Below are 26718 nucleotides of genomic sequence, written 5' to 3'. Positions count from 1 at the left end.
GGCCGGGATAATCGGGGGTTTCACGCCCCCTGCGGCGGCACCGCATCGCCCCATTGCCTGTTTCCACCATGTCTGCCGTCGCCCCCGCCTCCACTGCCCAGCGCGTGCTCTCCGTCATCCCCCCGATGACGCAGCTGAACACGCCGTACCCCTCCACCGCCTACCTCACGGGCTTTCTGCGCTCGCGCGGCATGACGGCGGTGCAGGAAGACCTGGCGCTGGCCCTGGTGCTGCGCCTGCTCTCGCCCGAAGGGTTGAAGGCCGTGGCCGCCAAGGTGGACGCACTGCCCGCCAAAAAGCAGAGCCCCGCCGTGCAAAGTTTTGCGGCGCAGAAGGACCGCTACCTCGCCACCATCGGCCCCGCCATTGCCTTCTTGCAAGGCCGCGACAGCACGCTGGCCCACCGCATCGTGGGCCGCAACTACCTGCCCGAGGGGTCGCGTTTTGCCACGCTCGACGTGTACGTGGATGACGAAGGCGGCGACCCGCTGGGCTGGGCTTTTGGCGCTTTGGGCCTGACGGACAAGGCCAAGCACCTGGCCACGCTGTACCTGAACGACCTGGCCGATGTGCTGCGCGACGCGGTGGACGAGCGCTTTGAGTTTGTGCGCTATGCCGAATCGCTGGCCGGCAGCCAGCCCACGTTTGACCCGCTGGCCCAAGCACTCGCTGCGCCGCCCACGCTGGTAGACGAGTTGCTGGAGCAGCTCACGCACGAAGCGATTGCCAAGCACCAGCCCAGCGTGGTGCTGCTGTCCGTGCCGTTTCCGGGGTCCGTGTATGCGGCGTTCCGCATTGCGCAGGCCATCAAGGCGCGGCACCCGCACATCGCCACCGTGCTGGGCGGCGGGTTTGTGAATACCGAACTGCGCGAACTGGCCGACCCGCGTGTGTTCGACTTTTTTGACTATGTGACGCTGGACGCGGGTGAACGCCCATTGCTGGCGCTGCTGGAACACCTGCGCGGCGAACGCGGCCGCCAGCGCTTGGTGCGCACCTTCGTGCGCGGTGACGATGGCGCGGTGCAGTACATCAACATGATGGAAGCCGACATCGCCTTTGCCGAGGTGGGAACACCCACCTGGGACGGCCTGCCGCTGGACCGCTATCTGTCGCTACTGGACATGCTCAACCCCATGCACCGGCTGTGGAGCGACGGGCGCTGGAACAAGCTGACCGTGGCGCATGGCTGCTACTGGAAGAAGTGCAGCTTCTGCGACGTGAGCTTGGACTACATCAGCCGCTACGAGGGCGCCAGCGCCGCCGTGCTGGCCGACCGCATCGAAGCCATCGTGCGCGAGACGGGGCAGACGGGCTTTCACTTTGTGGACGAGGCCGCACCGCCCAAGGCCCTCAAGGCCCTGGCCACCGAACTGATTGCGCGCAACGCGGGCATCAGCTGGTGGGGCAATGTGCGGTTTGAAAAAACCTTCACCCCCGATCTGGCCGAGCTACTGGCCGACAGCGGCTGCATCGCCATCTCCGGCGGGCTGGAAGTCGCGTCAGACCGGCTGCTCAACCTGATGAAAAAAGGTGTGTCGGTAGACCAGGTGGCCCGCGTGACCAAGGCCTTCACCGACGCCGGCATCCTGGTGCATGCGTACCTCATGTACGGCTTCCCGACCCAGACGGTGCAAGACACGGTGGACGCGCTCGAATACGTGCGCCAGCTGTTCGCCAATGGCTGCATCCAGAGTGGTTTCTTCCACCGCTTTGCCTGCACCGTGCATTCACCCGTGGGCCAAAACCCCGAGGAATACGGCGTGACGCTGGCGCCCCTGCCACCGGGCGACTTTGCCAAGAACGACGTGGCCTTCATCGACCCTACGGGCGTGGACCACGACGCGCTGGGCGCGGGCCTGAAGAAGGCCATCTACAACTACATGCACGGCATCGGCCTGGAAGAGGACGTGCGCATGTGGTTCCCGTTCAAGGTGCCCAAGACGACGGTGCGGCGGGACCGGATCGAGCGGGCGCTGCGCGAGCGGGGATGAACACAACGGGCGATGCAGCGGCTGCTTTCAAGCAAAAATAGCCGATAGCGCCGGTTAAATATGCGCCGTCAGCTATCAAAAGTGAAGCAACCAGAAGCCGATCAACGCTTTTGCTTCTGGTAAGCCTTGTCGGCCGGCGGCCCCCGGTCGGTGTCTTGCAACCCACGCTGCACATCGCGGTACGCCTGCTCGATGTGAGCGTCGGGTTTGCCATGGGTCATGTCCACCGACTCGTCACGCTCATGGGGCAGCTTGGGCTTTTCTTCCTTGGCGGCCGCAGGGCCCGCTTTCAACGGCCCCTGCGTGTGGGGGCCGGGGGCCTGGCGCTTGGTGGTGTCTACCGAAGGTTCGGGTCCGGTAGGGGTCGAAGTGGGCTCGTCGGGGTTTGTGTTGCGGGGCATGGGGGTCTCCTTGGGTTTGGACCACAGCGGGTCACATTCCATGGATCGTAAAAACGGCCCTGTCACCGTCTTGTAGGCCCACAGGCCATCTACCCGACGGGCGATGGAGATGGCGTGCACACGCCTTTGGAGCGATGGGCCCTCCAAGCCATGCGACACTACTGTATGTCTCAACAGGTGTGGGCCGCGCAGGCCCTTGAATCTTTCGATGCGGTGGTGCAGGCCACCGAGGGGTTTCGCAGCCGCGCAGGCCAGCGGCTGATGGCGCAGCAGGTAGCGCGCACGTTCAGCAGCGCCACGCTGGGCAAGGTGGATGAAGAAGGCGGCGAGGCCGCGCCCACGCGCTCCATTGCCGTCATTCAGGCGGGCACGGGGGTGGGCAAGTCGCTGGCGTATTGCGCACCCGCCATTGCACTGGCACTGTCGCGCGGCACGCGGGTGCTGATCTCCACCGCCACGGTGGCGCTGCAGGAGCAACTGGTCAACAAAGACTTGCCCTCCCTGGCCGCGCTGATGCCCCAGCCCTTCAAATTTGCGCTGGCCAAGGGACGCGGGCGCTATGTGTGCAAGCTCAAGCTCGACCGCCTGGCGGGTACGGGGGAGGCCGAGGAAGAGGCCGACGACGACCTGTTTGCCGAGGAAGAAGCCGCCGCCCGCGCCAAGCGCCCCCGGCATGAGACCGAGGCGCGCATCCAGTTCTATTCGACGATGGCGCAGACGCTGTCGAAGGGCGCGTGGGATGGTGACCGCGACAGCCTCGACACACCGCCCGAGCCCGAGGTGTGGAGCCCCGTGGCGGCCGAGGGCGCGTCGTGCACCGGCAAGCACTGCCCGGCCTTCAGCCAGTGCACCTACTACGACAAGCGCAAGGAGCTGGTGGGTGCGCAGGTGATCGTGGCCAACCACGATTTGCTGCTGTCGTCACTGGGCGCGCGCGTGCTGCCCGAGCTGGACAACTGCCTGCTGGTGCTGGACGAAGCCCACCACCTGCCATCGACCGCGCTGGATCAATTCGCGTGCAGCATGGACCTTTCGCGCATCACCTGGATCGAGCGCCTTGCCAGCCGCGGCCTGCGCATTGGTGCGCTGCTGGAGGTGGAGGAGATTGCCGACATCCCCAAGCACTCGGCCCAGCTGCGGCAAACGCTGCAGGACCTGGCGCGCATCGTGATGGACGTGTACGGCGCCCAACTCAAGAGCCAGCCCAGCGCCTGGGGCCCGGCGCGCGTGCGTGTGCCCAGGGGCGAGCTGCCCGAACCGCTGATCGCTCCGCTGGGCCTGCTGGCCGCCAGCGCCGAGGGCTTCCTCGATGCTCTGCGCGCCATCAGCAAAGCCCTGCGCGCCGAGATGCGCGACAAGCCCGATGAAGCCAAGCGCCTGTCCACGCTGTATGCGCAGATCGGCATGCTGGCCCCGCGCCTGGAAGAGCTGCACGCCACCGCGCAACTGCTGCTGCAGGACGCCCCCGAGGGCACAGTGCCCGCCGCCAAGTGGTTCACGCTGGAGGTAGATGGCGACTTCATCGTGGTCAAGGCGCACGCCAGCCCCATCCTGCCCGGCACCACGCTGCGCAACCACCTGTGGAGCGCGGTGCGCGGCGCCGTGCTCACCTCGGCCACGCTCACCAGCTGCGGGCACTTTGATTTCTTCCTGCGCGAGGCGGGCCTGCATGGCGATGAGGCCACCACCACGCTGGAAGTGCCCAGCCCCTTCAACTACGCCGCACAGGGCACGTTGATTGCCGCCGAGACGCGCGCCGACCCCAAGAACGCCGCGCAGTTCACCACCGAGATGGTCGAAGCGCTGCTGCACGACATTGCCCGCGTGGAGTACGGCGCGCTGGTGCTGTTCACCTCGCGCGAGCAGATGCGCCAGGCCGTGGATGCACTGCCCACCGCCATGCGCAGCGTGGTGCTGGTGCAGAACGCACTGCCGCGCACGCAGCTGCTCAAGCGCCACCGCGAGCGGGTGGAGAACGGCGAGCCTTCGGTCATCTTCGGCATGCAGTCGTTTGGCGAGGGGCTGGATTTGCCGGGGCGGCTGTGCGAATCGGTGTTCATCACCAAACTGCCCTTTGCCCCGCCCGACGACCCGGTGGGCGAGGCCCGCGCCGAGTGGCTGCGCGCCGTGGGCCGCGACCCCTTCAGCGAACTGGTGGTGCCCGCCACCGCCATCCGCCTGGCGCAATGGGTGGGCCGCGCGATCCGCACCGAGGAAGACATGGCGCATGTGTACTGCTACGACAAGCGCCTGACGCGCACCAGCTACGGGCAGCGCCTGCTCAAAGGGCTGCCGCCGTTTGCGCTGGAGCAACGTGCGCCGCTGTGAAGCGGTGATACTTTGCCCCCTTCGATTCCATAACCACTACAACAACCCCAGAGAGGACCCCCATGCCCCACACCGTACCTGCCTGCCCCCAATGTGGCCTGGAAAACACCTACCCCGATGGCAGCAACTACGTGTGCCCCGACTGCGCGTTTGAATGGCCGCAAGTGGCCGATGCCGCAGAAGCCGACGCCGATGCAGGCGACGGCATCGTGCGCGATGCCGTACGTGATGCCAACGGCAACCCACTGGCCGATGGCGATGCGGTGATTTTGGTGAAAGACCTCAAGGTCAAGGGCTCGTCGTCCACCCTCAAAAAGGGCACCAAGATCAAGAGCATTCGCCTGGTCGATGGTGCCGACGGCCACAACGTGGACTGCAAGACGGACCTGGGCAGCATGCTGCTCAAGTCAGAGTTTCTCAAGAAGGCCTGAGCGGCGCGGGGCGCTGCGCCCCGTGTCAGACAAGCACCCACAGGCATCGGCGCTGCACGCCGACGCCAGGGCGCAAGAAGGGTGCCTAGAGTCCACGGATGGCCGCGCGAACACCCGAATGGCGCGGACCCTTTCGACTCCCCACCCCCTGCTGGAGGCCCCATGCACACTGAATCCCCCGCCCACGAGACCCTGTGGAAGCTCATCAAGGACATCCGCTTTGGCATGCTCACGCACCGCACGTCCACGGGCATGCTGCACGCGCACCCGCTGACCACCCAGAACCGGCAGCTGGATGAGCAGGCCGAGCTGTACTTCTTCATCTCCCAGTCGGGCGAGCTGTACGAGCGCCTGCTGACCGACGGCGAAGTGAACGTGTCGTATGCCGACCCGGACGAAGACAGCTATGTGTCCGTGTCCGGCCAGGCGCGGTTTGTGGAGGACCGCGCGCTGAAGGAAGCCCTGTGGTCACCCATGGCCAAGGCCTGGTTCCCGGGCGGTGTGTCCGACCCGGACCTGGCGCTGCTCGCAGTGCGCATCCGCCATGCCGAGTACTGGAATGTGGACGAAAGCAAGATGGTGCAACTGTTCCAGATGGCCAAGGCCGCGATCACCGGGGAGCCCCCGCGCCACCTGGGCGAGCACAAGGAACTGACCTTGTCCTGAGCGGCGCGGAGCGGCAACGTTGGGCTTGGCATGCCGGGCCCCACGCACCGGTTCCTGCACAGGATTTATCAGCCAAATCGGCCCGTAGCGCTAGTGCATCATGCCCTGGCAGCTACACAATCAATAGCACCCCCTTGACCGAAAGGCGCAGCCAGCGTCATCGCGGCGCATTGCGCGCCTTGCGATAGCGCCGGGTGGCCTCGGCCAGCATTGCGTCCTTGGGCAACAGCTGGGTGCCGCCCACCCACAGCTCGGTGGCGGTGCCGCTGGCATCGCGCACGCGGCGCACCGGCTGGCCGGGGCTGGCATAGGCCGAGGCTTTCTGGACCACGCCGGTGTCGCGCCCGGTGACGACCAGCTCGGTGGTGGCCGCGTTGAACGGCACGAACATGGCGGGCGCCACCTGGCACACCACCTTGCCCATGGGCACCAGGTCGCTGGCGCCCCACAGGCTCCACCAGCGCCCCGCCCAGGCGGCTTCCTTTTTGCCCGGCGCGCCATGCTGCTGGAACGCAAACAGGATGCTGGCAATGCCTTCCACCCATTCGGTGGACAAGCCGTCCTGCGCATTGGTGAGCACGGTCACCGTGAGGTCGAGCGCGGGATACCGCGCCGTGCGCGACAGGAACCCTTGCAGGCTGCCGGTGTGGCCCATCCATTCGCGCGGTCCCGGCGCGCTGAGCATGGTGCCCAGGCCGTAGTGGGACTCGAACAGGTTGCAGGGGTCGCGCCAGCGGCGCTGCGCCATCTCGCGGCGACTGGCGGGCGAGAGGATGCTCTGCGGGCTGTCCGGCGCCAGCTGCGAAAAGAAGCGGGCCACATCCGATGCAGTGGATACAAACCCAGCCGCCGGGGCCATGGCATCGCACGGGTTGTCGCCCGGCACGATCAGCCGCTGGCCGAACGGAAACTCGCTGCTGTGGCCCACGGCCAGGGGGGCGCGCCGGGGCAGGTGGGGCATGTCGGGCGCGGTCTCTTCCAGGCCGGCGGCGGCGATCACGTGGCGCTGCATCCAGCGCGCGTAGTCCGTGCCGGTCACCTGCTCCATCATCAGCCCCAGCAGCCCGTAGCCGTGGTTGGAATACTTGAGCTGCACGCCCGCCTCCAGCGGCGGCTTGGCGCGCAAATCCGCCAGCAGCTCGGTGCGCGAGAGAAACGGCCGCCGGTCCAGAAACTGGCCGGCATCGGGGCCGTCGCGCGTCACGCCTGCGCTGTGCGACAGCAGCTCGCCAATGCGGGCGCGGGCCAGGTCCTTGTGCAGGCCATCGACATAGCGGCCAATGGGGTCGTCCAGCCCGACTTGGCCCTGCTCGCGCAGCAGCATGACGCCCGCTGCCGTGAAGGTCTTGGAGTGCGAGGCAATGCGCAGACGATGCCGGGACGTGAGGGGTTGGTGGGTGCGCATGTCGGCCACCCCCAGCGCCAGCTCTGCCACCGTTTCGCCGCCGCGCGCGATAGCCACGGAACACCCGGGCTGGCGGAAGCGCTCCAGTTGCAGGTCCAGCCATTGCGGCAGGTAGTCCAGCGCGGCGCGCAGCCAGGCCGGTGAGGTGGCGTTTTTCTTCATGGTGTGCTCGGCTCCATGCATCCAAGAAAAGGAGTGCGGCAGTGTAGGCCACGCACTGGATAAGCACAGAGGCACACAGACACCCTGGGCGCACAGGATGGTCTGCGGGGCGGCGGCACAATCCTTCCTTTTCGCACGCAAGCCCATGTCCCCCATCGCCGTCATCGACTTTGAAACCACCGGCGTCTCGCCCGGCCAGGGCGCGCGTGCGACCGAGGTGGCCATCGTGCTGCTGGAGGGCGGCCGGGTGGTGGACAGGTTCCAGAGTTTGATGAAGACCGGGGTGTGGATTCCGTCGTTCATCACCCAGCTCACCGGCATCACCAACGCGATGGTCAACGCCGCGCCCGATGCGGCGCAGGTGATGCAGGACGCCGCGCGCTTTGTGGGCGACGCGCCCATGGTGGCGCACAACGCGTCGTTCGACAGCAAGTTCTGGCAGGCCGAACTGGCCCTCGCCGGGCTGCCTGCACCGCAGCCGTTTGCATGCACGGTGCTGCCGTCGCGGCGCCTGTACCCCGAGGCGCCCAGCCACAAGCTGGGCACGCTGGTGGACTACCACGGCCTGCCGCGCACGGGCCAGGCCCACCGGGCGCTGGCCGACGCTGAGATGGCTGCCGCGCTGCTGGCCCGCATGCAGCACGACCTGCGCACCCGCTGGCGCGTGGCCGAGCCCAGCTACACACTGCTGCAAACGCTGCAGCGCTGCGCCAAGCCCAAGATAGGGGCGCTGCTGGCGCAGCATGCGGGCGCCTGATCCGACCTGCCCGCTGGCGATGTCGCTGCACTTTTACTATTGAATTGATAGCTGCCAGCGCATGATTCACTATCGCTTGCGGCACTTTTGACTTGAATACAGGGCTGACGACCGTTCTCCAGAGCATTCGTCTGCAGGGGCCGCGCAAGTCCCTCCGCAACGGGTGCAATCGCCTGCTCTGCCGATAATCGATCAGGACTTGCACGACGGAGCTTTGCCACCGGTGGCGCAGCCCCGCCTTCGTCCTCAAAACCTGTTCACGACGACAACATGAAAGGCTTGGCCATGGGGTATCTGGTACTGGGACTGGTGCTGTTTCTGGGCGTGCACTCGGTGCGCATCGTGGCCGATGGCTGGCGCACGCAGACGCTGGCACGCATGGGCGAGATGCCTTGGAAAGGGCTGTATTCGCTGGTGTCGGCCGTGGGCCTGGTGCTCATCGTCTGGGGCTATGGCCTGGCGAGGCAGCAGCCCGTGGTGTTGTGGGTGCCGCCCATCGGCATGCGGCACGCTGCGGCGCTGCTGACGCTGATTGCCTTTGTGCTGCTGGTCGCCACCTATGTGCCGCGCAATGCCATCAAGGCCCGGCTGCACCACCCCATGGTGCTGGGCGTGAAGGTGTGGGCGCTGGCGCATGTGTTGTCCAACGGCAACCTGGCCGACGTGCTGCTGTTTGGCAGCTTTTTGCTGTGGGCCGTGCTGAGCTTTCGCGCCGCGCGCCAGCGCGACCGGGCGCAGGGCACCGTGTACGCGGCAGGCAGCGCTGCAGGCACGGCGGCGGCTGTGGTGGTGGGTGCAGTGGCCTGGGCGGGCTTTGCGTTCTGGGGCCATGCATGGCTGATCGGCGTGGCGCCGCTGGGGCGGTGATCGAACGCCGGGATGACCCGCAACGCAAATGCCGGAGAATCCGCGCTTTGCGTTTTTTCCTTTCTCGCTGAGACCTCTATGACCGAAGCCACCACCCCCAACACCCCCGCCCAGCCGCCCCTGCCCGACCACCTGTCGGTCAACCCCCGCAGCCCGCACCACGTGGCCGCCGTGTTCGAGCACGACATCGGCATCCGCCTGAACGGCAAGGAGCGTTTTGATGTGGAGGAATACTGCATCAGCGAAGGCTGGGTGAAGGTGCCCGCCGGCAAGACGGTGGACCGCAAGGGCCAGCCGCTGCTCATCAAGATCAAGGGCACGGTCGAAGCGTTCTACAAGTGACCGCTGCACGGGCGGCCGCGCCGCTCGCCCCTGGTGCCTGGGTGATTCACTGCGATGGCAGCGCCTGGCCTAACCCCGGGCGCATGGGCCTGGGCGCGGTGCTGACGGGCCCCGACGGCACCGTGCAGCACCAGATCTCTGAAGCCACCACCTTCACCGGCTGCAACAACGAGGCCGAGTTGCGCGCGCTGATGTTGGCGCTGCAGTGGCTGGCGCAGCAGGGCATTGCAAGCTCAACCCCGGTGCAGGTTTTCAGCGACAACAGTGTGCTGGTGGAGCAGTTGGGCAACCATCCCAAGGCACCGATTGAGCGGCTGGCGACGCTGTTTGACGAAGCACGCGAGGCACTGCAGCAGTTCCCACAAGCCCAGGTCCTGTGGATTCCCCGCCACCGCAATGGCGCGGCCGATACGCTGGCGCGTGCCGCGTTGGGGCTGGCACCCAAGGCCCCCACTCCGCAGGGGCAGACATTCAAAAAACGCCGCAGGCGGTGAGCCCCCGCTCTGCACACGCCATCAGGCCGGGTCGAGCCCCGCCGCCGCACGGTAGGCCTGGATGCGCGGCAACACCGCCTGGCGACGGGCGATGCTTTGCGCGGGCCACAACCCCTCGCGTTCGTAGTATTCCGCCACGGCGGGTGTCCCCGGCGGCAGCACCACCCAGGGCTGTTTGGAGGCCGTGAAGATGTGGATGTCGGGCGGCAGGTGGTCCGGCACATCCAGCGTGCCCACGCGCACAAAGGCCATCACCGGGCCCGCACCTGCGTAGTGGCTCCAGACCGCCACCTGGCAGTGCGGGCAACGCGCAATCTTTTGGCCCAGGCCACTTTCTGACGGGGTGTGCACCATCGCCGGGGCACCTGCGAGCAGTTCTACGCGGTCGGCCTCGATCATCGCGTTCAGCGCAAAGGCTGCGCCGCTTTCGCGCTGGCACCAGCGGCAGTGGCAACAGTGCACAAACAGCGGAGGCGTGAGCAGGCGGTAACGCACATGGCGACAGGTGCAGCCGCCGTCCAGCGGGTATTCAGGGGCAGGTTGGGGCATAGCGATGGTGTCCTTGCAGCGGGGTGAGGGTGGGCGCAACACCGGCCTTCAGCCGCAGGCACGGGCCAGCAGCAGCGCCTTTTCCTGCGCATTGCGGGTCAGGCTGGCCGCGCGCTCAAACTCCGCACGCGCTTCATCCCCCCGGCCCAGCTTGGCCAGCAAGTCGCCGCGCACGCTGGGCAGCCAGTGGTAATGGCGCAGCAGGGGGTCGCCCGCCAGCGCATCCACCAGCGCCAGCGCGGCTGCGGGCCCTTCGGCCATGCCCACGGCCACGGCGCGGTTGAGCGCTACGACGGGCGAGGGCGCCACCTGCAGCAGTGCGTCGTACAGCGCCACGATGTGGGGCCAGTCGGTGTCTTGCGCCTGCTTGGCGCGTGCGTGGCAGGCGGCAATGGCGCCCTGCAGCGCATACGGCCCCCAGGGCTTGCCGGTGCGCGCCAGCTTCTCGGCCTTGTCGAGGGCCGCCAGGCCTCGGCGCACCAGCAGGTGGTCCCAGCGCGCGCGGTCCTGGTCCATGAGCAGCACGGGCTGGCCTTGTGCGTCGGTGCGCGCGGGCAGGCGCGAGGCCTGGATTTCGAGCAGCGCCACCAGGCCTTGCACTTCGGGCTCGTCGGGCGCCAGGCTGGCCAGCACCCGCACCAGACGCTGGGCCTCGCCACACAGCGCGGGGCGCATCCAGTCGTCGCCCGCCGTGGCGGCATAACCTTCGTTGAAGATGAGGTAGATCACCTCCAGCACCGAGGCCAGGCGCGGCGCGCGCTCGCCCGCGCCGGGCACCTCAAACGGCACCTGCGCGGCCGTGAGGCTGCGCTTGGCGCGCACGATGCGCTGGGCCACGGTGGGCTCGGGCACCAGAAAGGCGCGTGCAATCTGGGCCGTGGTGAGGCCGCCCAGCAGCCGCAGCGTGAGGGCCACACGCGCCTCGGTGGGCAACACGGGGTGGCAGGCGGTGAAGATAAGGCGCAGCAGGTCGTCTCCGATGTCGTCCTGCTCGGCATGCATGAGGGAGTCCACCACATCGGGCGCGTACTGCGCCTCGAGCGCTTCGAGGTCGTGGCCCAGGGCCTCGTGCTCGCGCTGGTGCAGGGCCTGCTGGCGCAGGTGGTCGATGGCGCGGCGCTTGGCGGTGGTCATGAGCCAGGCGGCCGGGTTGGCGGGCAGGCCGTCTTGGGGCCAATGCTCCAGCGCGGCGACCAGGGCGTCTTGCGCCAGCTCCTCGGCCCGGCCCACGTCGCGCGTCATGCGCGCCACGCTGGCAATGATGCGTGCGGCCTCGATGCGCCACACCGAGTCAATGCTGCGGTGCAGGGCATCGCGGTCGGGCAGGGCGGGCGCGCTCACCGGCCGTCAGCCCAGGGCTTGGCTCGCGTCCACCATGTGCACAAACTCCCAGGTGTGGCCGTCCAGGTCGTCAAAGCTGCGCGAGTACATGAAGCCCAGGTCCTGCGCCGGGCGCGGCGTGGTGGCGCCTGCGGCCACGGCCTTGTCCACCAGAGCATCGACCTCTTCCCGGCTGCTGCACGAGAGGCACACCAGCACCTCCGACGTGGTGCGTGCATCGGCAATCTTTTTGTCGGTGAAGGTTTGGTAGAAGCTCTTGACGAGCAGCATCACGAAGAGGTTCTCGCCCACCACCAGGCAGGCGCCCTGGTCGTTGGTGAACTGGGGGTTGAACTCGTAGCCCAGGGCGCGGAAAAACGCCTGCGAGCGGGCCATGTTGTCGATGGGCAGGTTCACGAAAATCTGTGCATGCATGACGACTCTCCAGAAGGGTGATGACGGTAAATGGAAACGAAGGGTTTGGCAAAGGGGAAGCAGCGGTGGCACGCGTTCATGGGGCGGGCTTCTGCGCCACGGCCTGCAGGTTGGCCAGGCCCTCCTCAAAGTCCTGCCCCACCATGCGGTCCATGTTGAACACCAGGTGGGCGATCTTGGCCAGGTAGGGCACGGGGCCCTGCATGGCCCAGGTGACGCGGGTGGCCTCTGTGCCTTCGGGCTGCAGGGTGAATTCCACCTGGTTGTGCGCTTCTAAGGGCTTCACAAAGTCGAGCTTCATGCCCACGCGGCGGGGCGCGGTGGCCTCGACGATCTCCATGCTGCCCACGCCCACCTTGTTGCTCTGCCAGGCGTAGCGGGCGCCGGGGCCGCTGGTGGCGGCGCTGTACTGGCCCTGGATGGCCGGGTCTTTTCGTTCATACGGGTTCCAGGTGTTGAACCAGGGCCTGTTCACCTTATTTTTGCCAGTGCGAAGGCCTCTCCCGTCATGCCAATCTAGGCGCGCGACGACGCCAAGGCCGGGGCCTTGGCTAGGACCGCAACGACGAGTGGTGTGGCGGGGGAGGCCTTCCCTCCGGGTTGCGATGCCCAAGGGCCATCCGCGGCGTTGCCAAGCTTCGTTTGGCGCCTTGCGCCTGGCCCTTGGGCATCGCAACGCATCTGGCAAAAATAAGGTGAACAGGCCCTAACGCAGGTCGTGGATGAGGCCGAATACGCGCTCGGGCGGCGCCGAAATGACGCGGCTGCGTTCCACGCGAAAGGTGTCGGGGCGGGTGGCTGCAAAGGCCAGCAGCAGCGCCAGGGCCGCCAGCAACACGAGGGCGATGGTCTTGATCATGGAAATGTCCTTCACGCTGGGCATCAGCCGCGCAGGGCTTCGAGGTCGCGGAACTGTTCGACGCCATCCACGCCGGCAAAGTCTTCCATCTCATAGAGCTGGCGCACTTCGATCTCGGCTTCCAGGCCCTCGCCGCGCGGATTGGGAAAGCGGCGGGTCCATTCCAGCGCCTCGTCACGGCTGCGCACCTGAATCAACGTGTAGCCCGCGATCAGCTCTTTGGTCTCGGTGAACGGGCCGTCGGTGACAGTGCGCGTGCCGCTGGCACCGTAGCCCACGCGCCAGCCTTTGGCGGTCGGCTGCAGTCCGCTGGCGTCCAGTAGCACGCCCGCGCGTGCCAGTTCTTCGTGGTAGCGGGCCATCGCGGTCATGAGGGCTGCGGTCGGCATGCAGCCTTGTTCGGATTCGGCGGTGGCTTGGATGATGATCATGAAGCGCATGGGAAAGTCCTCCAGAAGTCGTGGATACAAGGTCGGGCCACAGCGCAATGCATGGCCTTCCTCTGTACGACGAACGGGGTCTCGCGTTTTCGACAGCGATCCGGAAAATTCCGGAAAATTTTTTGCGGCCTGCTGCCGGGGCGCCGCTGCGCCGGGACTGCGCTTGCTCGCTTACTGGTAGCAGGGCGCCAGCTCGCGCACCTCCACCGTGGCCCACTCGGCGGCTGGGCAGTCGCGGGCGATGGCAATCGCCTCGTCACGCGTGGCGCAGTCGATGAGAAAGAAGCCGCCCACCATTTCCTTGGTCTCGGCAAACGGCCCGTCGGTCAGGCGGGTCTGCCCATCGCGCACCTGCAGCCGCACGGCCTGCTCGGTCGAGGCCAGCGACTCGCTGGCGCGCAACAGGCCGCGAGCCTGCAGACCCGCCCCAAAACGCTGCATGCGCGCATAGGCCTCCTGGCCACCGGCCAGGCCCCGCTCAGCACGCTGGCCGTGGGGTTCCATGATGAGCAAGAGGTAAGGCATGGGGTCTCCTGGATCAGAGCCCATCGTGCCAGCCGCCCTTGGCGGTGGCAGCGCTGGGGCATTCAAAGGTGCCATGCTAACAGCCTTGTTTGCTCTGTTTTCAATAGCTAATAGGGCATGTATGACCAGCGCCATCGACAGATTTCATGCAAAGGGTTGCGCGCTGCGGCATCGCTGTGCTATCTTCGGCTCCCTATGCAACGCAGCATGCTTCTATCCACCCTATCGCTAGGCCTAGTGCCTGGCCGGGGTCTGCCTGCGTTCGCCACCCTCGTTGCCTGATTCGCTCAGCGCAACACCTGATCTCCCCCTGACCCCGGCCCGCGAACCAGCCTTTGCACACGCAAAGGGCTGCAGGGGATGTCATTCGTTTTGATTTCTTTCGATTCCGATTGACCCGTGCACCGTGCCTGATGGGCACACCGCACACACCGTTCGTGGAGCCACTCATGATTGCCAAGCCCGCCACCAAGTACCAGCCCATCGCCCCCATTGCGCTCGCCGACCGCCAATGGCCCACCCGCAGCATTACCCAGGCGCCCATCTGGCTCTCCACCGACCTGCGCGATGGCAACCAGGCCTTGTTCGAGCCCATGAACGGCGAGCGCAAGATGAAGCTCTTTCACGAGCTGGTGCGCATCGGCTTCAAGGAGATCGAGGTCGGGTTTCCAGCCGCGTCGCAGATCGATTTTGACTTTGTGCGCCGCCTCATCGACGAGAACCTGATCCCCGACGACGTGACCATCATGGTCATGACCCAGTCGCGCGAGGACCTGATCGCCCGCACGGTGGAAGCGGTAAAAGGCGCACCCCGCGCCATCGTGCACCTCTACAACGCCACCGCGCCCGCATGGCGGCGCATCGTGTTTGGTATGAACGTGACGCAGGTGATGCAGCTCATCGGCCACCACGTGGGCTACCTCAAGCAGCTCACCGACGCCCAGCCCGCAACGCAGTGGACCCTGCAGTACTCGCCCGAGACCTTCAGCGCCACCGAACTCAGCGTATCGCTCAAGGCTTGTCAGACCGCCATCTCCACCTGGGGCGCAGGCCCTGGCCGCCCCATCATCATCAACCTGCCGACCACGGTGGAGAACGCCACGCCCAACGTGTTTGCCGACCAGATCGAGTGGATGGACCGGCACCTCAGCCCGCGCGAGCACATCGTCTTGTCGGTACACCCGCACAACGACCGGGGCACGGGCGTGGCGGCGGCAGAACTCGCGATGATGGCCGGCGCCGACCGCGTGGAAGGCTGCCTCTTCGGCAACGGCGAGCGCTGCGGCAATGTGGACATCGTGACGCTGGCGCTCAACATGTACACGCAGGGCGTACACCCGGGCCTCGACTTCTCGGACATCACCTCGGTCGCGCGCATTGCCGAAGAATGCACCGCACTGCCCGTGCATCCACGCCACCCGTATGCGGGCGACCTGGTGTTCACCGCGTTCTCGGGCTCGCACCAGGACGCGATCAAGAAGGGCTTTGCTGCGCAAGACCCGAACGCCTTGTGGGAAGTGCCCTACCTGCCCATCGACCCGGCCGACCTCGGCCGCACGTATGACAGCGTGATCCGGGTGAACAGCCAGTCGGGCAAGGGCGGCATTGCCTTCTTGCTCGAACGTGAACATGGCGTGGTCATGCCGCGCCGCATGCAGGTGGAGTTCAGTGCCGTGGTGCAGCGCCAGACGGACGCGAGCGAAAGCGAGATGACGGGCGATGCGCTGTGGAGCCTGTTCCAGGCCACCTACCTGCACGGCTCCGCGCAGAACGCCATCACCTGCCACAGCCACCACATTGATGAAGACGGCCAGGGCATCGAGCTGGACGTTACCATCGACGGCACGCGCCAGACTCTGCGCGGCCAGGGCAACGGGCCGATTGCCGCCACGGTGGACGCCCTCGGCCTGCCATTGCGGGTGGACCACTACGAGGAACGCGCCACCGGCACGGGCGCCAACGCGCAGGCGCTGGCCATTGTGGAAGCAGCCATGGACGGCGTGGCAGGTTCCACCTTTGGGGCAGGCGCCAGCCACAACATCGTGACCGCCTCGGTGCAAGCGATTGTGAGCGTGGCCAACCGGTTGATGGCGCGGCGGCCTGCGTTGCATCCAGAAGCAACGTCCCTGGCCGTGTGACCGAAACCCGCATGGAAATCCTTACCGCATCGACCCGGGATGCGCCCGCCATCAGCGCGCTTGCGTTGTCGGTGGCGCACTTCTTCACACTGGACAAAGACGGGCGAGGTGCGGAGGTGTTTTTACAGACTCTGCAGCCGGAGGCGGTGGCGCAACGGCTGCAGAGTCCGTCGTTCAAGACCTGGGTGGGGTGGACATGCGACAACACCTTGGCGGGCGTCGTGGTGGTGCGGGAGGACTGCCACCTGTTCCATCTGTTTGTGGCCGAGGCTTTCCAGGGACTTGGCTACGGGCAGCAACTGTGGCAACACGCCCTGTCCCATATCGCTACCGGCCCTGCACCGGGCATCACAGTCAACGCGACACCCCATGCCCGGGGTTTCTATGAGCGCATGGGTTTTTTGGCAACGGGTCCCAGGGTGGAAACCCACGGGGTTGCATTCATTCCGATGCGGCGCGCCAGCGATGCATCCAGCATGGCGTACAAACAGGCCGCAGGGAATACCCCGTTCTGACGGGGATCGACAGGGGGTTTTCTCAGGCACTGCCAACGGCCTGCGCAAGGCTTGGCGCGCAAAGACCTTGGGGAGCCTTGGTAAAGTGCAGGGAGCCGCGTAAGTCCAGTAACCTCGGGCCCATGCGCGCCTTTCACAGCCTGAGCCTTGCCGCCTGCACCGCCGCCCTGCTTGTGCTGGCCGGTTGCAGTACATCGCGGCCTCCGTCCCCCTCGTCGCCACCGCAGGCTTCCACACGCACGGCGCCGCCCCTCACGCCGGAGCAGGCACACGACATCGCCATCCACGCGCTGGGCCTGGTGGGCACGCCGTATCGCTACGGCGGCAACACGCCAGACTCGGGTTTTGATTGCAGCGGGCTGATCGGCTACGTGTACCGCAACCAGGTGGGCACACCACCGCCGCGCACGGTGGCGCAGCTCAATACCTGGGGCTATCCCATCGACGGCAGCGAGCTGCGCGCGGGCGACCTGGTGGTGTTTGGCACGGGCCGCCAGCCCAGCCATGCGGGCATCTATGTGGGCGAAGGGCGGTTTGTGCATGCGCCGTCCACGGGCGGCACGGTGCGCATGGACCACCTGCAGTCGCGCCACTGGGCGCGGCAGAATGCGGCGTTCCGCAGACCTTGAATTCGGACACCCCCCTGAGCGGCTACGCCGCTTCCCCCCCTCTCGCACCGCTGCGCGCTGCGGGCAGGGGGACGACGCACTCGCTGCGGGGCGGCTCTTGCTCTGCGTCTCTGGCCTGGGCCGCGCCGGTATCTGGCAGGTGGCCCAATTCGGCCTGTGACCGGGCTCCGCGACAATCGGGACCACCATGACCCACGCACACCGCTCCGCCACCCCCATCTCCACCCACGACACCACCCGCATTGATGACACGCGCATCAAGGCCGTGCGCCCATTGATCACGCCTGCGCTGCTGCAAGAGTGGCTGCCCACGCCCGATGCGGCGCTGACCCTGGTTGAATCCAGCCGCGCTGCGATCTCGCGCATCCTGCATGGGCAGGACGACCGGCTGATCGTGGTGGTGGGGCCTTGCTCCATCCACGACCATGGCCAGGCCATGGACTACGCGCGCCAGCTCAAGGTGCAGGCCGATGCGCTGCAGGACGACCTGCTCATCGTGATGCGCGTGTATTTTGAAAAGCCGCGCACCACCGTGGGCTGGAAGGGCTACATCAACGATCCGCACCTCGATGGCAGCTTTGCCATCAACGAAGGGCTGGAGATGGCGCGTGCGCTGCTGCTGGATGTGCTGGCGCTGGGACTGCCGGTGGGCACCGAATTTTTGGACCTGCTCTCGCCGCAGTTCATCAGTGACCTGGTGAGCTGGGGCGCCATCGGCGCGCGCACCACCGAGAGCCAGAGCCACCGCCAGCTGGCCAGCGGGTTGAGCTGCCCCGTGGGCTTCAAGAACGGCACCGATGGCGGCGTGAAGGTGGCGAGTGACGCCATCCTGGCGGCCAGCGCCGCGCACGCCTTCATGGGCATGACCAAGATGGGCCAGGCCGCGATTTTTGAAACGCGCGGTAACCAGGACTGCCACGTGATCCTGCGCGGTGGCAAGCAGCCCAACTACAGCGCTGCCGATGTAGATGCGACCTGCGCTGTGCTCAAGGCCGCCGGCCTGCGCGAGCAGGTCATGATCGACGTGAGCCATGCCAACAGCAGCAAGCAGCACCAGCGCCAGATCACCGTGGCGGCAGAAGTGGCGCAGCAGATTGCCGCTGGCGACGCACGCATCACCGGCCTGATGATCGAGAGCCACCTGCAGGAAGGCCGCCAGGACATCGTGCCCGGCCAGCAGCTGGCGCAAGGCGTGTCGGTGACCGATGCCTGCATCAGCATGGCGCAGACCGTGCCAGTGCTCGAAGGGCTGGCCGCGGCCGTGCGGGCACGGCGCCAGAAAGCCTGACGGGCACCGCAGCAGCGGTCAGCCCCGGGACGGGCGTGGGGCGCCGGTGTCGATGTTGCGCGCTGTGGCGAGCAGCGTGGCGCACAGCCGCTCCTTGCCGCTGCCGTCCACTGCCCACACATCGGCAGCACAGACGGTGAGCAGGCGCCCCGCATCCACCACACGGCCGCGCGCCCGCAGGCATTCGCCCTGCGCGGGGGCCACAATTTTCAGGGTGGTGTCCACGGTGGCATTGGTCCAGCCGGGCGGCAACACACTGCCTGCCGCGGCCACCGCCGCAAAGTCGGCCACCGCAAACACGGCCGTGGCCTGCAACTGACCGGGGCGAAAGCTGAAGGCCTCGCTCACCGGTATCTCCACCTCCACCCGCCCGGGCTCGGCATGCACAAAGCGCAGCCCCAGCATGCGGGCCATGGGCATGGCCAGCACCATGCCTTTCAAGGCTTCCATCATGGCTTGGGGTGGGTGGGAGTCGGTATCGCTGGACTGGGGTGTCGGTGGAACAGTCATGGGGGTTGTCTCCTGCTGAGGGGGTTGTGCAGGCCCGTGGGCTAGGGCTTGCGGGCTGCCGGTCCGCGCACACGCGGCCAGGGTCTGGCGGGTGTTGTGGCGGTGCCCGAGCGGGTTTGCCGCGCCGCAGATGACGACCGCTGCGGCTGCTGGCGCAACGGGTTGCGCAACCAGGCCTGGTGCGCCTGCACGGTGGATTTTTGGGACTGCAGCGCAGCGATCTGCTGGTCGATCGCGTCCACACGCTCCTGCAAGGCCTGCACCATGTCATCAATGCCCAGGGTGCCGGCGCGGTATTCGTCCAGGCGCAGCGCTATCTGCGGCAGGCTGAAGCCCAGCTGCCGCGACATGGCAATGAACACCACCTCGCGCCGCATGCGGGCCGGGTAGTCGCGATAGCCGTTGGCCCGGCGGTCCGGGCGGATGAGGCCCAGCCGCTCGTAGTGGCGCAGCGCGTGGACGGACACCGAGGCCTGTTGTGCGAGTTCGGAAATCTGCATGGGGCCACGTTAGCAAGCCTCGCGTTGCGCGAAGGTTGCCTGGGTGACTGCGCAAGGTCAGAACACTGTGTTTTTTTGGGGCAAACCCCCATGGGCGCAGGTCGCCAGCAAGGGCCGTGCGGTGTAGCATTCACACTCTTTGCCACAGTGCCTGTGGCGCTGTGAACCTGAGCGCGCGGTGCAGCCGCATTGCACGCTCCCTCTACTGCCCGATTGCCTTGCCGACGCTACTCCGCCCTGCCACCCATGGCTTGGTCGCACTGACCAGGCTGGGCCGCTGCGTGCGCAGCGGCGCCACGGTGGACTGACCATGCCACCAGCGCAAGCCACCGCAGAGGCCGCACGGCTCCAGGCACTGCAGTCTTACGCGATCCTCGACACCCCGACGGAAGACAGCTTTGACCAGCTGGCCACGCTGGCCGCGCGCGTGTGCCAGTGCCCCATGGCGGTGGTCAACTTCGTGGACAGCGACCGGCAGTGGTTCAAGGCCGCAGTCGGTGTACCGTTCAGGGAGACCGAGCGCGCGATAGCGTTCTGCGCACATGCGCTGAGCGGCAGTCGCGAGCCGATGGTGGTCAACGACACGCACAAGCACCCGGTTTTTGCCCACAACCCGCTGGTCACGCAGGACCCCCATGTGCGCTTTTATGCCTGCGTGCCGCTGGTCACGCCCGAAGGGCAGGCGCTGGGCACGCTGGCGGTGCTGGACTCCATCCCCCGGCACATCGAGGCCGAGCAGCTGGAGGGCCTGCGCATACTGGCCGAGCAGGCCATGGTGCAGCTGGAGCTGCGCCGCCAAAAGCAGGTGCTGGCCGACCTGGTGCAGCAGCGCGACAAGATGCATGCCGAACTGCTGGCCCAGAGCGAGACCCTGCGCGTGGCCGGGCAGATGGCCCGCATTGGCGGCTGGATTGTGGAGCTGCCCAGCCTGCAGCTGAACTGGTCGCAGGAGATCGCCGCAGCCTTCGGCATTGCGGGGCGTGTGGGCTCGGTGGAACAGATCATGGAGCTGTACCTGCCCCCGCACCGGCAGGCCATGCAGGCAGCGTTTGAGAGCTGCATCCGCCACGGCACACCGTTTGACCTGGAGGCCGAACTCGTCACACCGGCAGGGCGGCATTTCTGGGTGCGCACCACCGGGCAGGCGGTGCGCGATGCCGAAGGCCGCATGATGCGGGTTCAGGGGGCGTTTCAGGACATCTCGGCCCAGCACCAGGCCCGGCAGGCCCGCCGTGAAAGCGAAGAGCGCTTTCACCTGGTCTCGCGCGCCACGGCCGACGCGGTGTGGGACTGGAACCTGCACACCGATGCCATGTGGTGGAACGAGGGCATGCAGACCCTGTTCGGCGTGCCGCTCGACCAGTTGCCGCCGGACAGCACCTCGTGGACCTTGCGGCTGCACCCCGATGACAGCGAAGAAGTGCTCGAAGGCATTCATGCAGCCATCGACGGCACGGCCAACCACTGGTCGGACGAATATCGGTTTCGCCGCCAGGATGGCAGCTATGCCTGGGTGCTAGACCGGGGCTTCCTCATCCGCGACCTGCAGGGCAAGGCCGTGCGCATGGTGGGCGGCATGACCGACATCAGCGCGCAAAAGCTGGCCGACCTGGACGCCCAGCGCGACGCACAGAACCATGCCGAGCTGCTGCAGGTGCAGCAGCGCATCTCGTCGCTGGACATGCCGCTGCCTGAGGTGCTGCAGCTGGTGGCCAGCACCGTGCTGCGCCAGACCGAAGCGCGCGGCGCCATGGTGGAGCTGCTGCAAGGCCGCCAGCTGGTGGCGCAGGCGTCGGCCGGTGACCACGTGCGCCCGGTGGGCAACCTGCTGGCGGTGGACCAGAGCCTGCTCTGGCCCGCGCTCAGCAAGGGCCAGACCGTGGTGTGCAACGACACCGAGGCCGAGGGCTGGGACATGGCGTCGATGCCCCACCGCCACGGCGTGCGGTCGGTGATGGCGGTGCCGCTGCGCAGTGGCGACGCCATCGTCGGGTCGCTCAAGGTCACATCGGACAAGGTCAATGCGTTTTCACGCCGCGATGTGGCGCACCTGGAGATCCTGACCGAGTCGCTGGGTGCCATGGTGCAGCTGCGGCACGTGGCCGGGCAACTGCATGCGTCCGAGCAGCAATACCGCATGCTGTTTGACGAGCACCCGCATCCCATGTGGGTGTACGACCGCGAAACCCTGCAGCTGCAGGCCGTGAACCGATCGATGGAGCGCCACTACGGCTACACCGAGTCCGAGCTGCTGACCATGTCGATGCTGGATCTGTGGCCCGCTGACCGGCGCCCCAACGTCGAGGCCAACATCCGCGCCGTTCCGATGGACCAGCGCAACAAGCCCGTCATCAGCCGCCACATCAAGAAGGACGGCAGCTTCATGGATGTGGAGATCACGGCGGGCAGCATCAGCTTCAATGGGCGCCCGGCCCGCCAGGTGCTGGCCACCGACGTGACCGAACGCCTGCGCACCGAACGCGAGCTGGCACGCATGGGCCGCGCCCAGCGCCTGCTGAGCGCGTGCAACGAGACCCTGGTGCGCGCCACGTCCGAGACCGCACTGCTGCAGGCCATCTGCCAGATTGCGGTGGACATCGGTGGCTACCGCATGGGCTGGGTGGGGTTTGCCATGGACGACGAGCGCAAATCCATCCGCCCGGTGGCCCATGCGGGCTACAACCAGAACTACCTGGAAAACCTGCACCTGAGCTGGTCGGCCGACGATCCCTATGGCCGGGGCCCGGCGGGCATTGCGGTGCGCACCGGCCAGCCGGTGATCGTGCAGGACATCCGCACCGAAGGGGACTTTGCCGACTGGACCGAGCGCATGCTGGAGCATGGCTTTCACGGCGTGATCTGCCTGCCGCTGCGCGAGCATGCGCGCGACCATGCACAAGAGCGCAGCTTTGGCCTGCTGTACCTGTACGCTCCCGACGTGCTGCAGATCAGCCCCGAAGAGGCCGCGCTGCTGCAGGAGCTGTCCAACGACCTCGCCATCGGCATCACCAGCCTGCGCGCGCACAAGGCGCAGCAGCGGCTGCAGGCCTCGGTGCTCAAGGTGGCGGCCGCCGTGTCGGCCAGCACGGGCACCGAATTTTTTGTGCAGCTGGTGCGCAACATGGCCGATGCGCTGGATGCGCAAGGCGGCTGCGTGGTGCGGCTGCTGCCGCAGTCCCAGGGCCAGGCGCCCCGGGTGGTCACTCTGGCGGCCGTGCTCGACGGCCAGATGCTGCCCAACGACGAATACAGCCTGGATGGCACACCCAGTCTGTTGCTGATGTCGCAACGCACCCATGTGGTGACCGACAAGGTGCAGCAGCTGTACCCCGAAGCCCCCGTGCTGCGCGCGGTGGGTGCCCAGGCCTATGTGGGCCAGCAGCTGTGCAATGCCGACGGCGAGGTGGTGGGCATCGTCTTCGTGCTGTTCCGCCACGCGATTGCGGACACGGACTTCATCACCTCCACGCTGCAGATCTTTGCCTCGCGCGCGTCGGCCGAGATCGAGCGGCAGCTGGCCGATATCCGCATCCGCCACCAGGCCTCGCTGCTGGACAAGGCGCAGGACGCCATCCTGGTGCGCGACCTGGACCACCGCATCATCTTCTGGAACAAGAGCGCGGAGCGCCTGTACGGCTGGTCGCAGCTGCAGGCGCTGGGGCAGTCCATCGAGACGCTGCTGTACGACGACCCCACGCACTTCCGGCACGCCACGCAGACGGTGCTGGAGCAGGGCGAGTGGACGGGCGAGATCGTGCAGCGCCACCGCGATGGCAGCACCATCGAGGTGGAAGGCCGCTGGACGCTGGTGCGCGGCGACGACGGCCAGCCGCAGTCCATCCTGGCCATCAACACCGATATCCGCCAGCGCAAGGCCAGCGAGCGCGAGATCCAGCGCCTGGCGTTCTACGACGCGCTCACCGGCCTGCCCAACCGCATGCTGCTCATGGACCGCATGCACCAGGCCCTGGCCACCGCGCAGCGGCGCCAGCAGGGCGGGGCGCTGCTGTTCATCGACCTCGACAACTTCAAGACCCTGAACGACACCCTGGGCCACGACCAGGGCGACCTGCTGCTGCAACAGGTAGCGCAGCGCCTGAACACCTGCGTGCGCAGCGTGGACACGGTGGCCCGGCTGGGGGGTGACGAGTTTGTGGTCATGCTGGAAGAACTCAGCCCCAAGCCGCACGAGCTGGCGCTGCACGCCCGGGGCGTGGGTGAAAAGATCCTGGCCATGCTGGCCGTGCCCTATGCGCTGCAGGGCTACCAGTACCGCAGTACGCCCAGCATCGGCATTGCGCCCTTCACCGGCGAGCGCACCACGGTGGGCGAGCTGCTCAAGCAGGCCGACCTGGCCATGTACCAGGCCAAGACGGCGGGCCGCAACACGCTGCGCTTTTTTGACCCCGACATGCAGGCCGTGGTCACGGCGCGCGCGGGGCTGGAAACCGACCTGCGCTCGGCGCTGATGCAGGAAGAGTTTTTGCTGCACTTCCAGCCGCAGATCCACCAGTCGGGCCGCTGCGTGGGGGTGGAGGCGCTGGTGCGCTGGGCCCACCCGCAGCGCGGCATGGTGTCGCCCGCACAGTTCATTCCGCTGGCCGAAGAAACGGGTCTGATCCTGCCACTGGGCCGCTGGGTGCTGCACACCGCGTGCAAGCTGCTGGCCAGCTGGCAGAGCGACCCGGCCCTGTCGCACCTGACCATGGCCGTGAACGTGAGTTCGCGCCAGTTCCGCCATGCCAGTTTTGTGGACGACGTGGCCCGCGTGCTGGCCATCACCGGCGCACCCTCGGCCCAGCTCAAGCTGGAGCTGACCGAAAGCCTGCTGGTGGAAGACATGGAAACCACCATCGCCACCATGACCGCGCTGCGGTCGTATGGGGTGGGCTTCTCGCTGGATGACTTTGGTACAGGTTACTCCAGCCTGAGCTACCTCAAGCGCATGCCGCTCGACCAGCTCAAGATCGACCAGAGTTTTGTGCGCGACCTGCTGACCGACCCCAACGACGCCGCCATTGTGGACACCATCATCGGCCTGTCACGCAGCCTGGGGCTGGAAGTGATCGCCGAAGGCGTGGAAACGCCCGAGCAATGTGAGCTGCTGGCCCGCGCCGGCTGTCAGCTCTACCAGGGCTACCTGTTCAGCAAGGCGCTGTCGGTGGACGTCCTGGACAGCTTCCTGCGCACCTCGCAGGCGTAAGCGGCGCCCGCCGGGTGTTCCCGGCGCTTGTCCACATCCCAAGCCTCTTAACCCCCTAACTCCCTTCTGAGGGCCTCAGGAGGCCCGTGAGCGGCCTGTGGGTCTGTTTCGGCCCCCTGGGCCTGCTTTTGCGCCCAAGGCCGTCCACGGCCTTCTGGGCGGTTCCAGATCGCATCTTGGATCCTGGGCCAGCACTGGTACGCCCGGCATGTGGGTGCGGCTTTCATCCAACCCCGCCGTGTGCGTGGCCCCAGTTGTCCTCTGTCTTCTTCTTCTTATGTCTTTTATAAATACATAGTCGTAGTAGTAGAGGGCGGCCCGGCGTGTGGACAACTGCATTTTTGCCAGCGCTGGCGCGCACTTAGTCCGCTGCCAACCCTGTGTACCCCGCCCTGCTCCCGTTGTCTCCCGAGCGGGGACAAAAGCGGTGCCACGCAGTTTTTTGTGGATAAGCACCCGGTTGTGCCAAAACTATCCCCAGTTTTACGCACCGCGGGCATCTGTGGCAGGAAATGGACCCAAAACGACGGGGAGCGCTACAGCTTCATGCCCTGAATGCTCATTAATTAATAGCAAATGAGTGGAAACCATGCTCCTTCTCCTTGGCTGCAAGGGTTCGGGCGAAGCTGGTGGGACAGGGCCCTCCCTCCTGGCTGAAGGCGGATGGGGTGCCCCAGGTGGCGGAAGCATTGCATCCGCTGGTGTGGCGTGAAAGGCATCGGACCCCACCAGCAACTTCTTTTGCAGCCTCTCAACGGTGTGAGCGATCCACCGGACAGGACCGCACAGGCTGAGCCGTTACTGCCCCATTCCGGCAGCAATCGCCTGTCTGTCAGGTTGTCCAGTCGGCCGATGGGCCGGTCACCGGCGGTGGAAAGGTGCCCAGATTGGGAGTTCTGGTTATTCTTTAAAGGCTTTATATATAAATAGCAGTAGTAGTAGAGAACGCCTGTTTGTGTGGACAAGCGCTTTTTCTTCAACGCTGGCGCGCACTTGCGTCGCTGCAAAGTATGTGGGGCGGCGCGCGCTAAGTGCGGGGCTCGCCGACAACAACTTTCGGGCGGCGGCGTTTTGTGTGGATAACTGCCTGGTTGTGCCAAAAATGTGCCCAGGGTTATCCACAGCGGCATAGAGTTGCGCTCCCTGGCTCGTCTCATGGCCCCGTAAGGCACCCTCCGGAGCGGGACCGTCCAAGAAAAAACCCGGCGTTCTTTGTAGAACGCCGGGTTGGCGGGGGAGGAAGCGGCGGAGGGCCTTGAAACAGTCCCTGGGCGACTACAGGCTCCAGCGCCTGTCGCCCCAGTTCAGGGCTATGCCTTACTTGGCGGGTGCAGGCGTGGGGGCAGGGCCCGGACGGCCTTCGCCCCCCCGCATGCCGCCATGGTGGTCACCATGCCCGTGGCGGCCTTCACCACCCCGCATGCCCCCCATGGGGCGGCCGCGGTGGGCCTGGGCATCAAAGGTCTTTTGCTGCTCGGGCGTCAGCGTGGCATAGAAGGCCTTGGTGGCCTCGCCGCGGCGGTCGGCTTCGGCGGCATGCTGGGCGCGCATTGCGCGCATGCGGTCGATGCGTTCCGGCGTGGTCAGCTTGTCCATGTCCTGGCGGTCCAGGCGGGCGGGGCGTTCGCCGGGCTGCATGGCCGAGGTGAAGGTGGTCCAGGCCGATTCCTGGGCAGGGGTCAGCTTGAGCTGGGCTTTCAGGTCTGCCAGGCGCTTGGCGTGGCGCTGCGCCATGTCGCCGTGGTGGCGTTCATGGCGGCCTTCGGCGGCCTTGGCGGGCGCGGTGGGTGCTGCAGGCGCTGCAGGGGGTTGCTGGGCCAGCACAGGCAAGGCCATGGCGGCGAGCAGGGCAGTGGCAGCAATACGGTGGGAGAGGGGGTGAGATAAACGGGAGGCCATGTTGGAAGTCCTTTCGCGGTGGTGAGCTCGCTGCAACGACCGTTTCAGCGATTGGAGTCCA

Annotated in this window: 23 protein-coding genes and 2 pseudogenes; 13 read left to right on the top strand and 12 right to left on the bottom strand. The window is 66.7% G+C overall.

All coding sequences use genetic code 11. The features are described from left to right. The first annotated feature begins 125 nt into the window (after window positions 1-125). On the top strand, window positions 126-1994 hold the full coding sequence (locus tag ACODSM_RS00955) for a B12-binding domain-containing radical SAM protein (RefSeq protein ID WP_488804237.1): 1869 nt from the start codon (window positions 126-128) through the stop codon (window positions 1992-1994). Between the two features lie 101 nt (window positions 1995-2095). On the opposite strand, the gene ACODSM_RS00950 is transcribed toward ACODSM_RS00955, so the two are convergent. Further along, window positions 2096-2395 carry a hypothetical protein gene (locus ACODSM_RS00950; protein WP_291443576.1) on the bottom strand — a complete coding sequence of 100 codons (300 nt, stop codon included), beginning with the start codon at window positions 2393-2395 and terminating at the stop codon, window positions 2096-2098. A 165-nt stretch (window positions 2396-2560) separates the two neighbouring features. Here ACODSM_RS00950 and dinG point away from each other — a divergent pair, with 165 nt between their 5' ends. The 3 genes from dinG (at window position 2561) to ACODSM_RS00935 (ending at window position 5820) form a co-directional block, all read left to right on the top strand. Beyond that, window positions 2561-4723: an ATP-dependent DNA helicase DinG gene (gene dinG / locus ACODSM_RS00945; protein WP_488804026.1), complete on the top strand. Its 2163-nt coding sequence runs from the start codon at window positions 2561-2563 to the stop codon at window positions 4721-4723. Between the two features lie 62 nt (window positions 4724-4785). Continuing rightward, window positions 4786-5154, top strand: a complete 369-nt coding sequence (locus ACODSM_RS00940; protein ID WP_476016547.1) for a zinc ribbon domain-containing protein YjdM — start codon at window positions 4786-4788, stop codon at window positions 5152-5154. Between the two features lie 162 nt (window positions 5155-5316). Continuing rightward, window positions 5317-5820, top strand: coding sequence for a pyridoxamine 5'-phosphate oxidase family protein (locus ACODSM_RS00935; protein WP_015011857.1), 504 nt, complete (start codon window positions 5317-5319; stop codon window positions 5818-5820). A 157-nt stretch (window positions 5821-5977) separates the two neighbouring features. Here the strand turns inward: ACODSM_RS00935 and ACODSM_RS00930 are convergent, their stop codons facing one another. Beyond that, entirely contained in the window at window positions 5978-7387 is a 1410-nt protein-coding gene (locus tag ACODSM_RS00930) for a serine hydrolase domain-containing protein (RefSeq protein ID WP_488804025.1), read from the bottom strand. A gap of 145 nt (window positions 7388-7532) precedes the next feature. Between ACODSM_RS00930 and ACODSM_RS00925 the strand changes: the two genes are divergently transcribed. From ACODSM_RS00925 to ACODSM_RS00910, 4 genes are all read left to right on the top strand, one after another. Further along, window positions 7533-8144: a 3'-5' exonuclease gene (locus tag ACODSM_RS00925; RefSeq protein WP_488804024.1), complete on the top strand. Its 612-nt coding sequence runs from the start codon at window positions 7533-7535 to the stop codon at window positions 8142-8144. Window positions 8145-8429: 285 nt separating this feature from the next. Next, window positions 8430-9011 carry an NnrU family protein gene (locus ACODSM_RS00920; protein ID WP_108499866.1) on the top strand — a complete coding sequence of 194 codons (582 nt, stop codon included), beginning with the start codon at window positions 8430-8432 and terminating at the stop codon, window positions 9009-9011. 78 nt (window positions 9012-9089) lie between these two features. Continuing rightward, window positions 9090-9353, top strand: coding sequence for a DUF3297 family protein (locus ACODSM_RS00915; RefSeq protein WP_056742544.1), 264 nt, complete (start codon window positions 9090-9092; stop codon window positions 9351-9353). Next, window positions 9350-9847, top strand: coding sequence for a ribonuclease HI family protein (locus ACODSM_RS00910; RefSeq protein WP_108497116.1), 498 nt, complete (start codon window positions 9350-9352; stop codon window positions 9845-9847). The genes ACODSM_RS00915 and ACODSM_RS00910 overlap by 4 nt, the downstream gene beginning before the upstream one ends. 21 nt (window positions 9848-9868) lie before the next feature. Here the strand turns inward: ACODSM_RS00910 and ACODSM_RS00905 are convergent, their stop codons facing one another. The 7 genes and pseudogenes from ACODSM_RS00905 to ACODSM_RS00875 all read right to left on the bottom strand — a co-directional run bounded on the left by ACODSM_RS00905 (window position 9869) and on the right by ACODSM_RS00875 (window position 13975). Continuing rightward, window positions 9869-10396 (bottom strand): GFA family protein, encoded by a 528-nt coding sequence (locus ACODSM_RS00905; RefSeq protein WP_309827742.1) that lies wholly within the window; start codon window positions 10394-10396, stop codon window positions 9869-9871. A 48-nt stretch (window positions 10397-10444) separates the two neighbouring features. Further along, window positions 10445-11737: an RNA polymerase sigma factor gene (locus ACODSM_RS00900; protein ID WP_488804023.1), complete on the bottom strand. Its 1293-nt coding sequence runs from the start codon at window positions 11735-11737 to the stop codon at window positions 10445-10447. 6 nt (window positions 11738-11743) lie between these two features. Next, window positions 11744-12151 carry a VOC family protein gene (locus tag ACODSM_RS00895; protein ID WP_488804022.1) on the bottom strand — a complete coding sequence of 136 codons (408 nt, stop codon included), beginning with the start codon at window positions 12149-12151 and terminating at the stop codon, window positions 11744-11746. A 76-nt stretch (window positions 12152-12227) separates the two neighbouring features. After that, window positions 12228-12611 (bottom strand): annotated as a pseudogene (locus ACODSM_RS00890) (SRPBCC family protein); the annotation flags it as partial. Window positions 12612-12860: 249 nt separating this feature from the next. Beyond that, window positions 12861-13010: pseudogene (locus ACODSM_RS00885) on the bottom strand (polyketide cyclase); the annotation flags it as partial. Window positions 13011-13033: 23 nt separating this feature from the next. Continuing rightward, complete coding sequence (locus ACODSM_RS00880) at window positions 13034-13450, bottom strand: YciI family protein (protein ID WP_488804021.1); 417 nt, start codon at window positions 13448-13450, stop codon at window positions 13034-13036. A gap of 171 nt (window positions 13451-13621) precedes the next feature. Beyond that, on the bottom strand, window positions 13622-13975 hold the full coding sequence (locus ACODSM_RS00875; RefSeq protein WP_488804020.1) for a YciI family protein: 354 nt from the start codon (window positions 13973-13975) through the stop codon (window positions 13622-13624). Window positions 13976-14424: 449 nt separating this feature from the next. On the opposite strand from ACODSM_RS00875, the gene leuA reads away from it, so the two are divergent. The 4 genes from leuA to ACODSM_RS00855 all read left to right on the top strand — a co-directional run bounded on the left by leuA (window position 14425) and on the right by ACODSM_RS00855 (window position 18545). After that, window positions 14425-16113, top strand: a complete 1689-nt coding sequence (leuA, locus tag ACODSM_RS00870; protein ID WP_488804236.1) for a 2-isopropylmalate synthase — start codon at window positions 14425-14427, stop codon at window positions 16111-16113. Between the two features lie 11 nt (window positions 16114-16124). Next, complete coding sequence (locus tag ACODSM_RS00865) at window positions 16125-16628, top strand: GNAT family N-acetyltransferase (RefSeq protein WP_488804019.1); 504 nt, start codon at window positions 16125-16127, stop codon at window positions 16626-16628. A 122-nt stretch (window positions 16629-16750) separates the two neighbouring features. Next, the gene (locus ACODSM_RS00860) at window positions 16751-17257 is read left to right on the top strand and encodes a C40 family peptidase (protein WP_488804018.1); all 507 of its coding nucleotides are present in this window, start codon (window positions 16751-16753) and stop codon (window positions 17255-17257) included. A 187-nt stretch (window positions 17258-17444) separates the two neighbouring features. After that, the gene (locus ACODSM_RS00855) at window positions 17445-18545 is read left to right on the top strand and encodes a 3-deoxy-7-phosphoheptulonate synthase (RefSeq protein WP_488804017.1); all 1101 of its coding nucleotides are present in this window, start codon (window positions 17445-17447) and stop codon (window positions 18543-18545) included. An 18-nt stretch (window positions 18546-18563) separates the two neighbouring features. Here ACODSM_RS00855 and ACODSM_RS00850 read toward each other — a convergent pair whose 3' ends face one another. Both ACODSM_RS00850 and ACODSM_RS00845 read right to left on the bottom strand, forming a co-directional pair. After that, the gene (locus ACODSM_RS00850) at window positions 18564-18995 is read right to left on the bottom strand and encodes a PaaI family thioesterase (RefSeq protein ID WP_488804235.1); all 432 of its coding nucleotides are present in this window, start codon (window positions 18993-18995) and stop codon (window positions 18564-18566) included. A gap of 101 nt (window positions 18996-19096) precedes the next feature. Further along, window positions 19097-19555 (bottom strand): MerR family DNA-binding transcriptional regulator, encoded by a 459-nt coding sequence (locus ACODSM_RS00845; protein ID WP_488804016.1) that lies wholly within the window; start codon window positions 19553-19555, stop codon window positions 19097-19099. 310 nt (window positions 19556-19865) lie between these two features. Between ACODSM_RS00845 and ACODSM_RS00840 the strand changes: the two genes are divergently transcribed. Then, window positions 19866-24758, top strand: coding sequence for an EAL domain-containing protein (locus ACODSM_RS00840; protein WP_488804015.1), 4893 nt, complete (start codon window positions 19866-19868; stop codon window positions 24756-24758). A gap of 1317 nt (window positions 24759-26075) precedes the next feature. Here ACODSM_RS00840 and ACODSM_RS00835 read toward each other — a convergent pair. After that, window positions 26076-26657, bottom strand: coding sequence for a Spy/CpxP family protein refolding chaperone (locus ACODSM_RS00835; protein ID WP_488804014.1), 582 nt, complete (start codon window positions 26655-26657; stop codon window positions 26076-26078). Between the last annotated feature and the right edge of the window lie 61 nt (window positions 26658-26718).

The organism is Acidovorax sp. FG42 (assembly GCF_057809195.1).
This window is presented reverse-complemented; position numbering and strand designations above follow the sequence as displayed.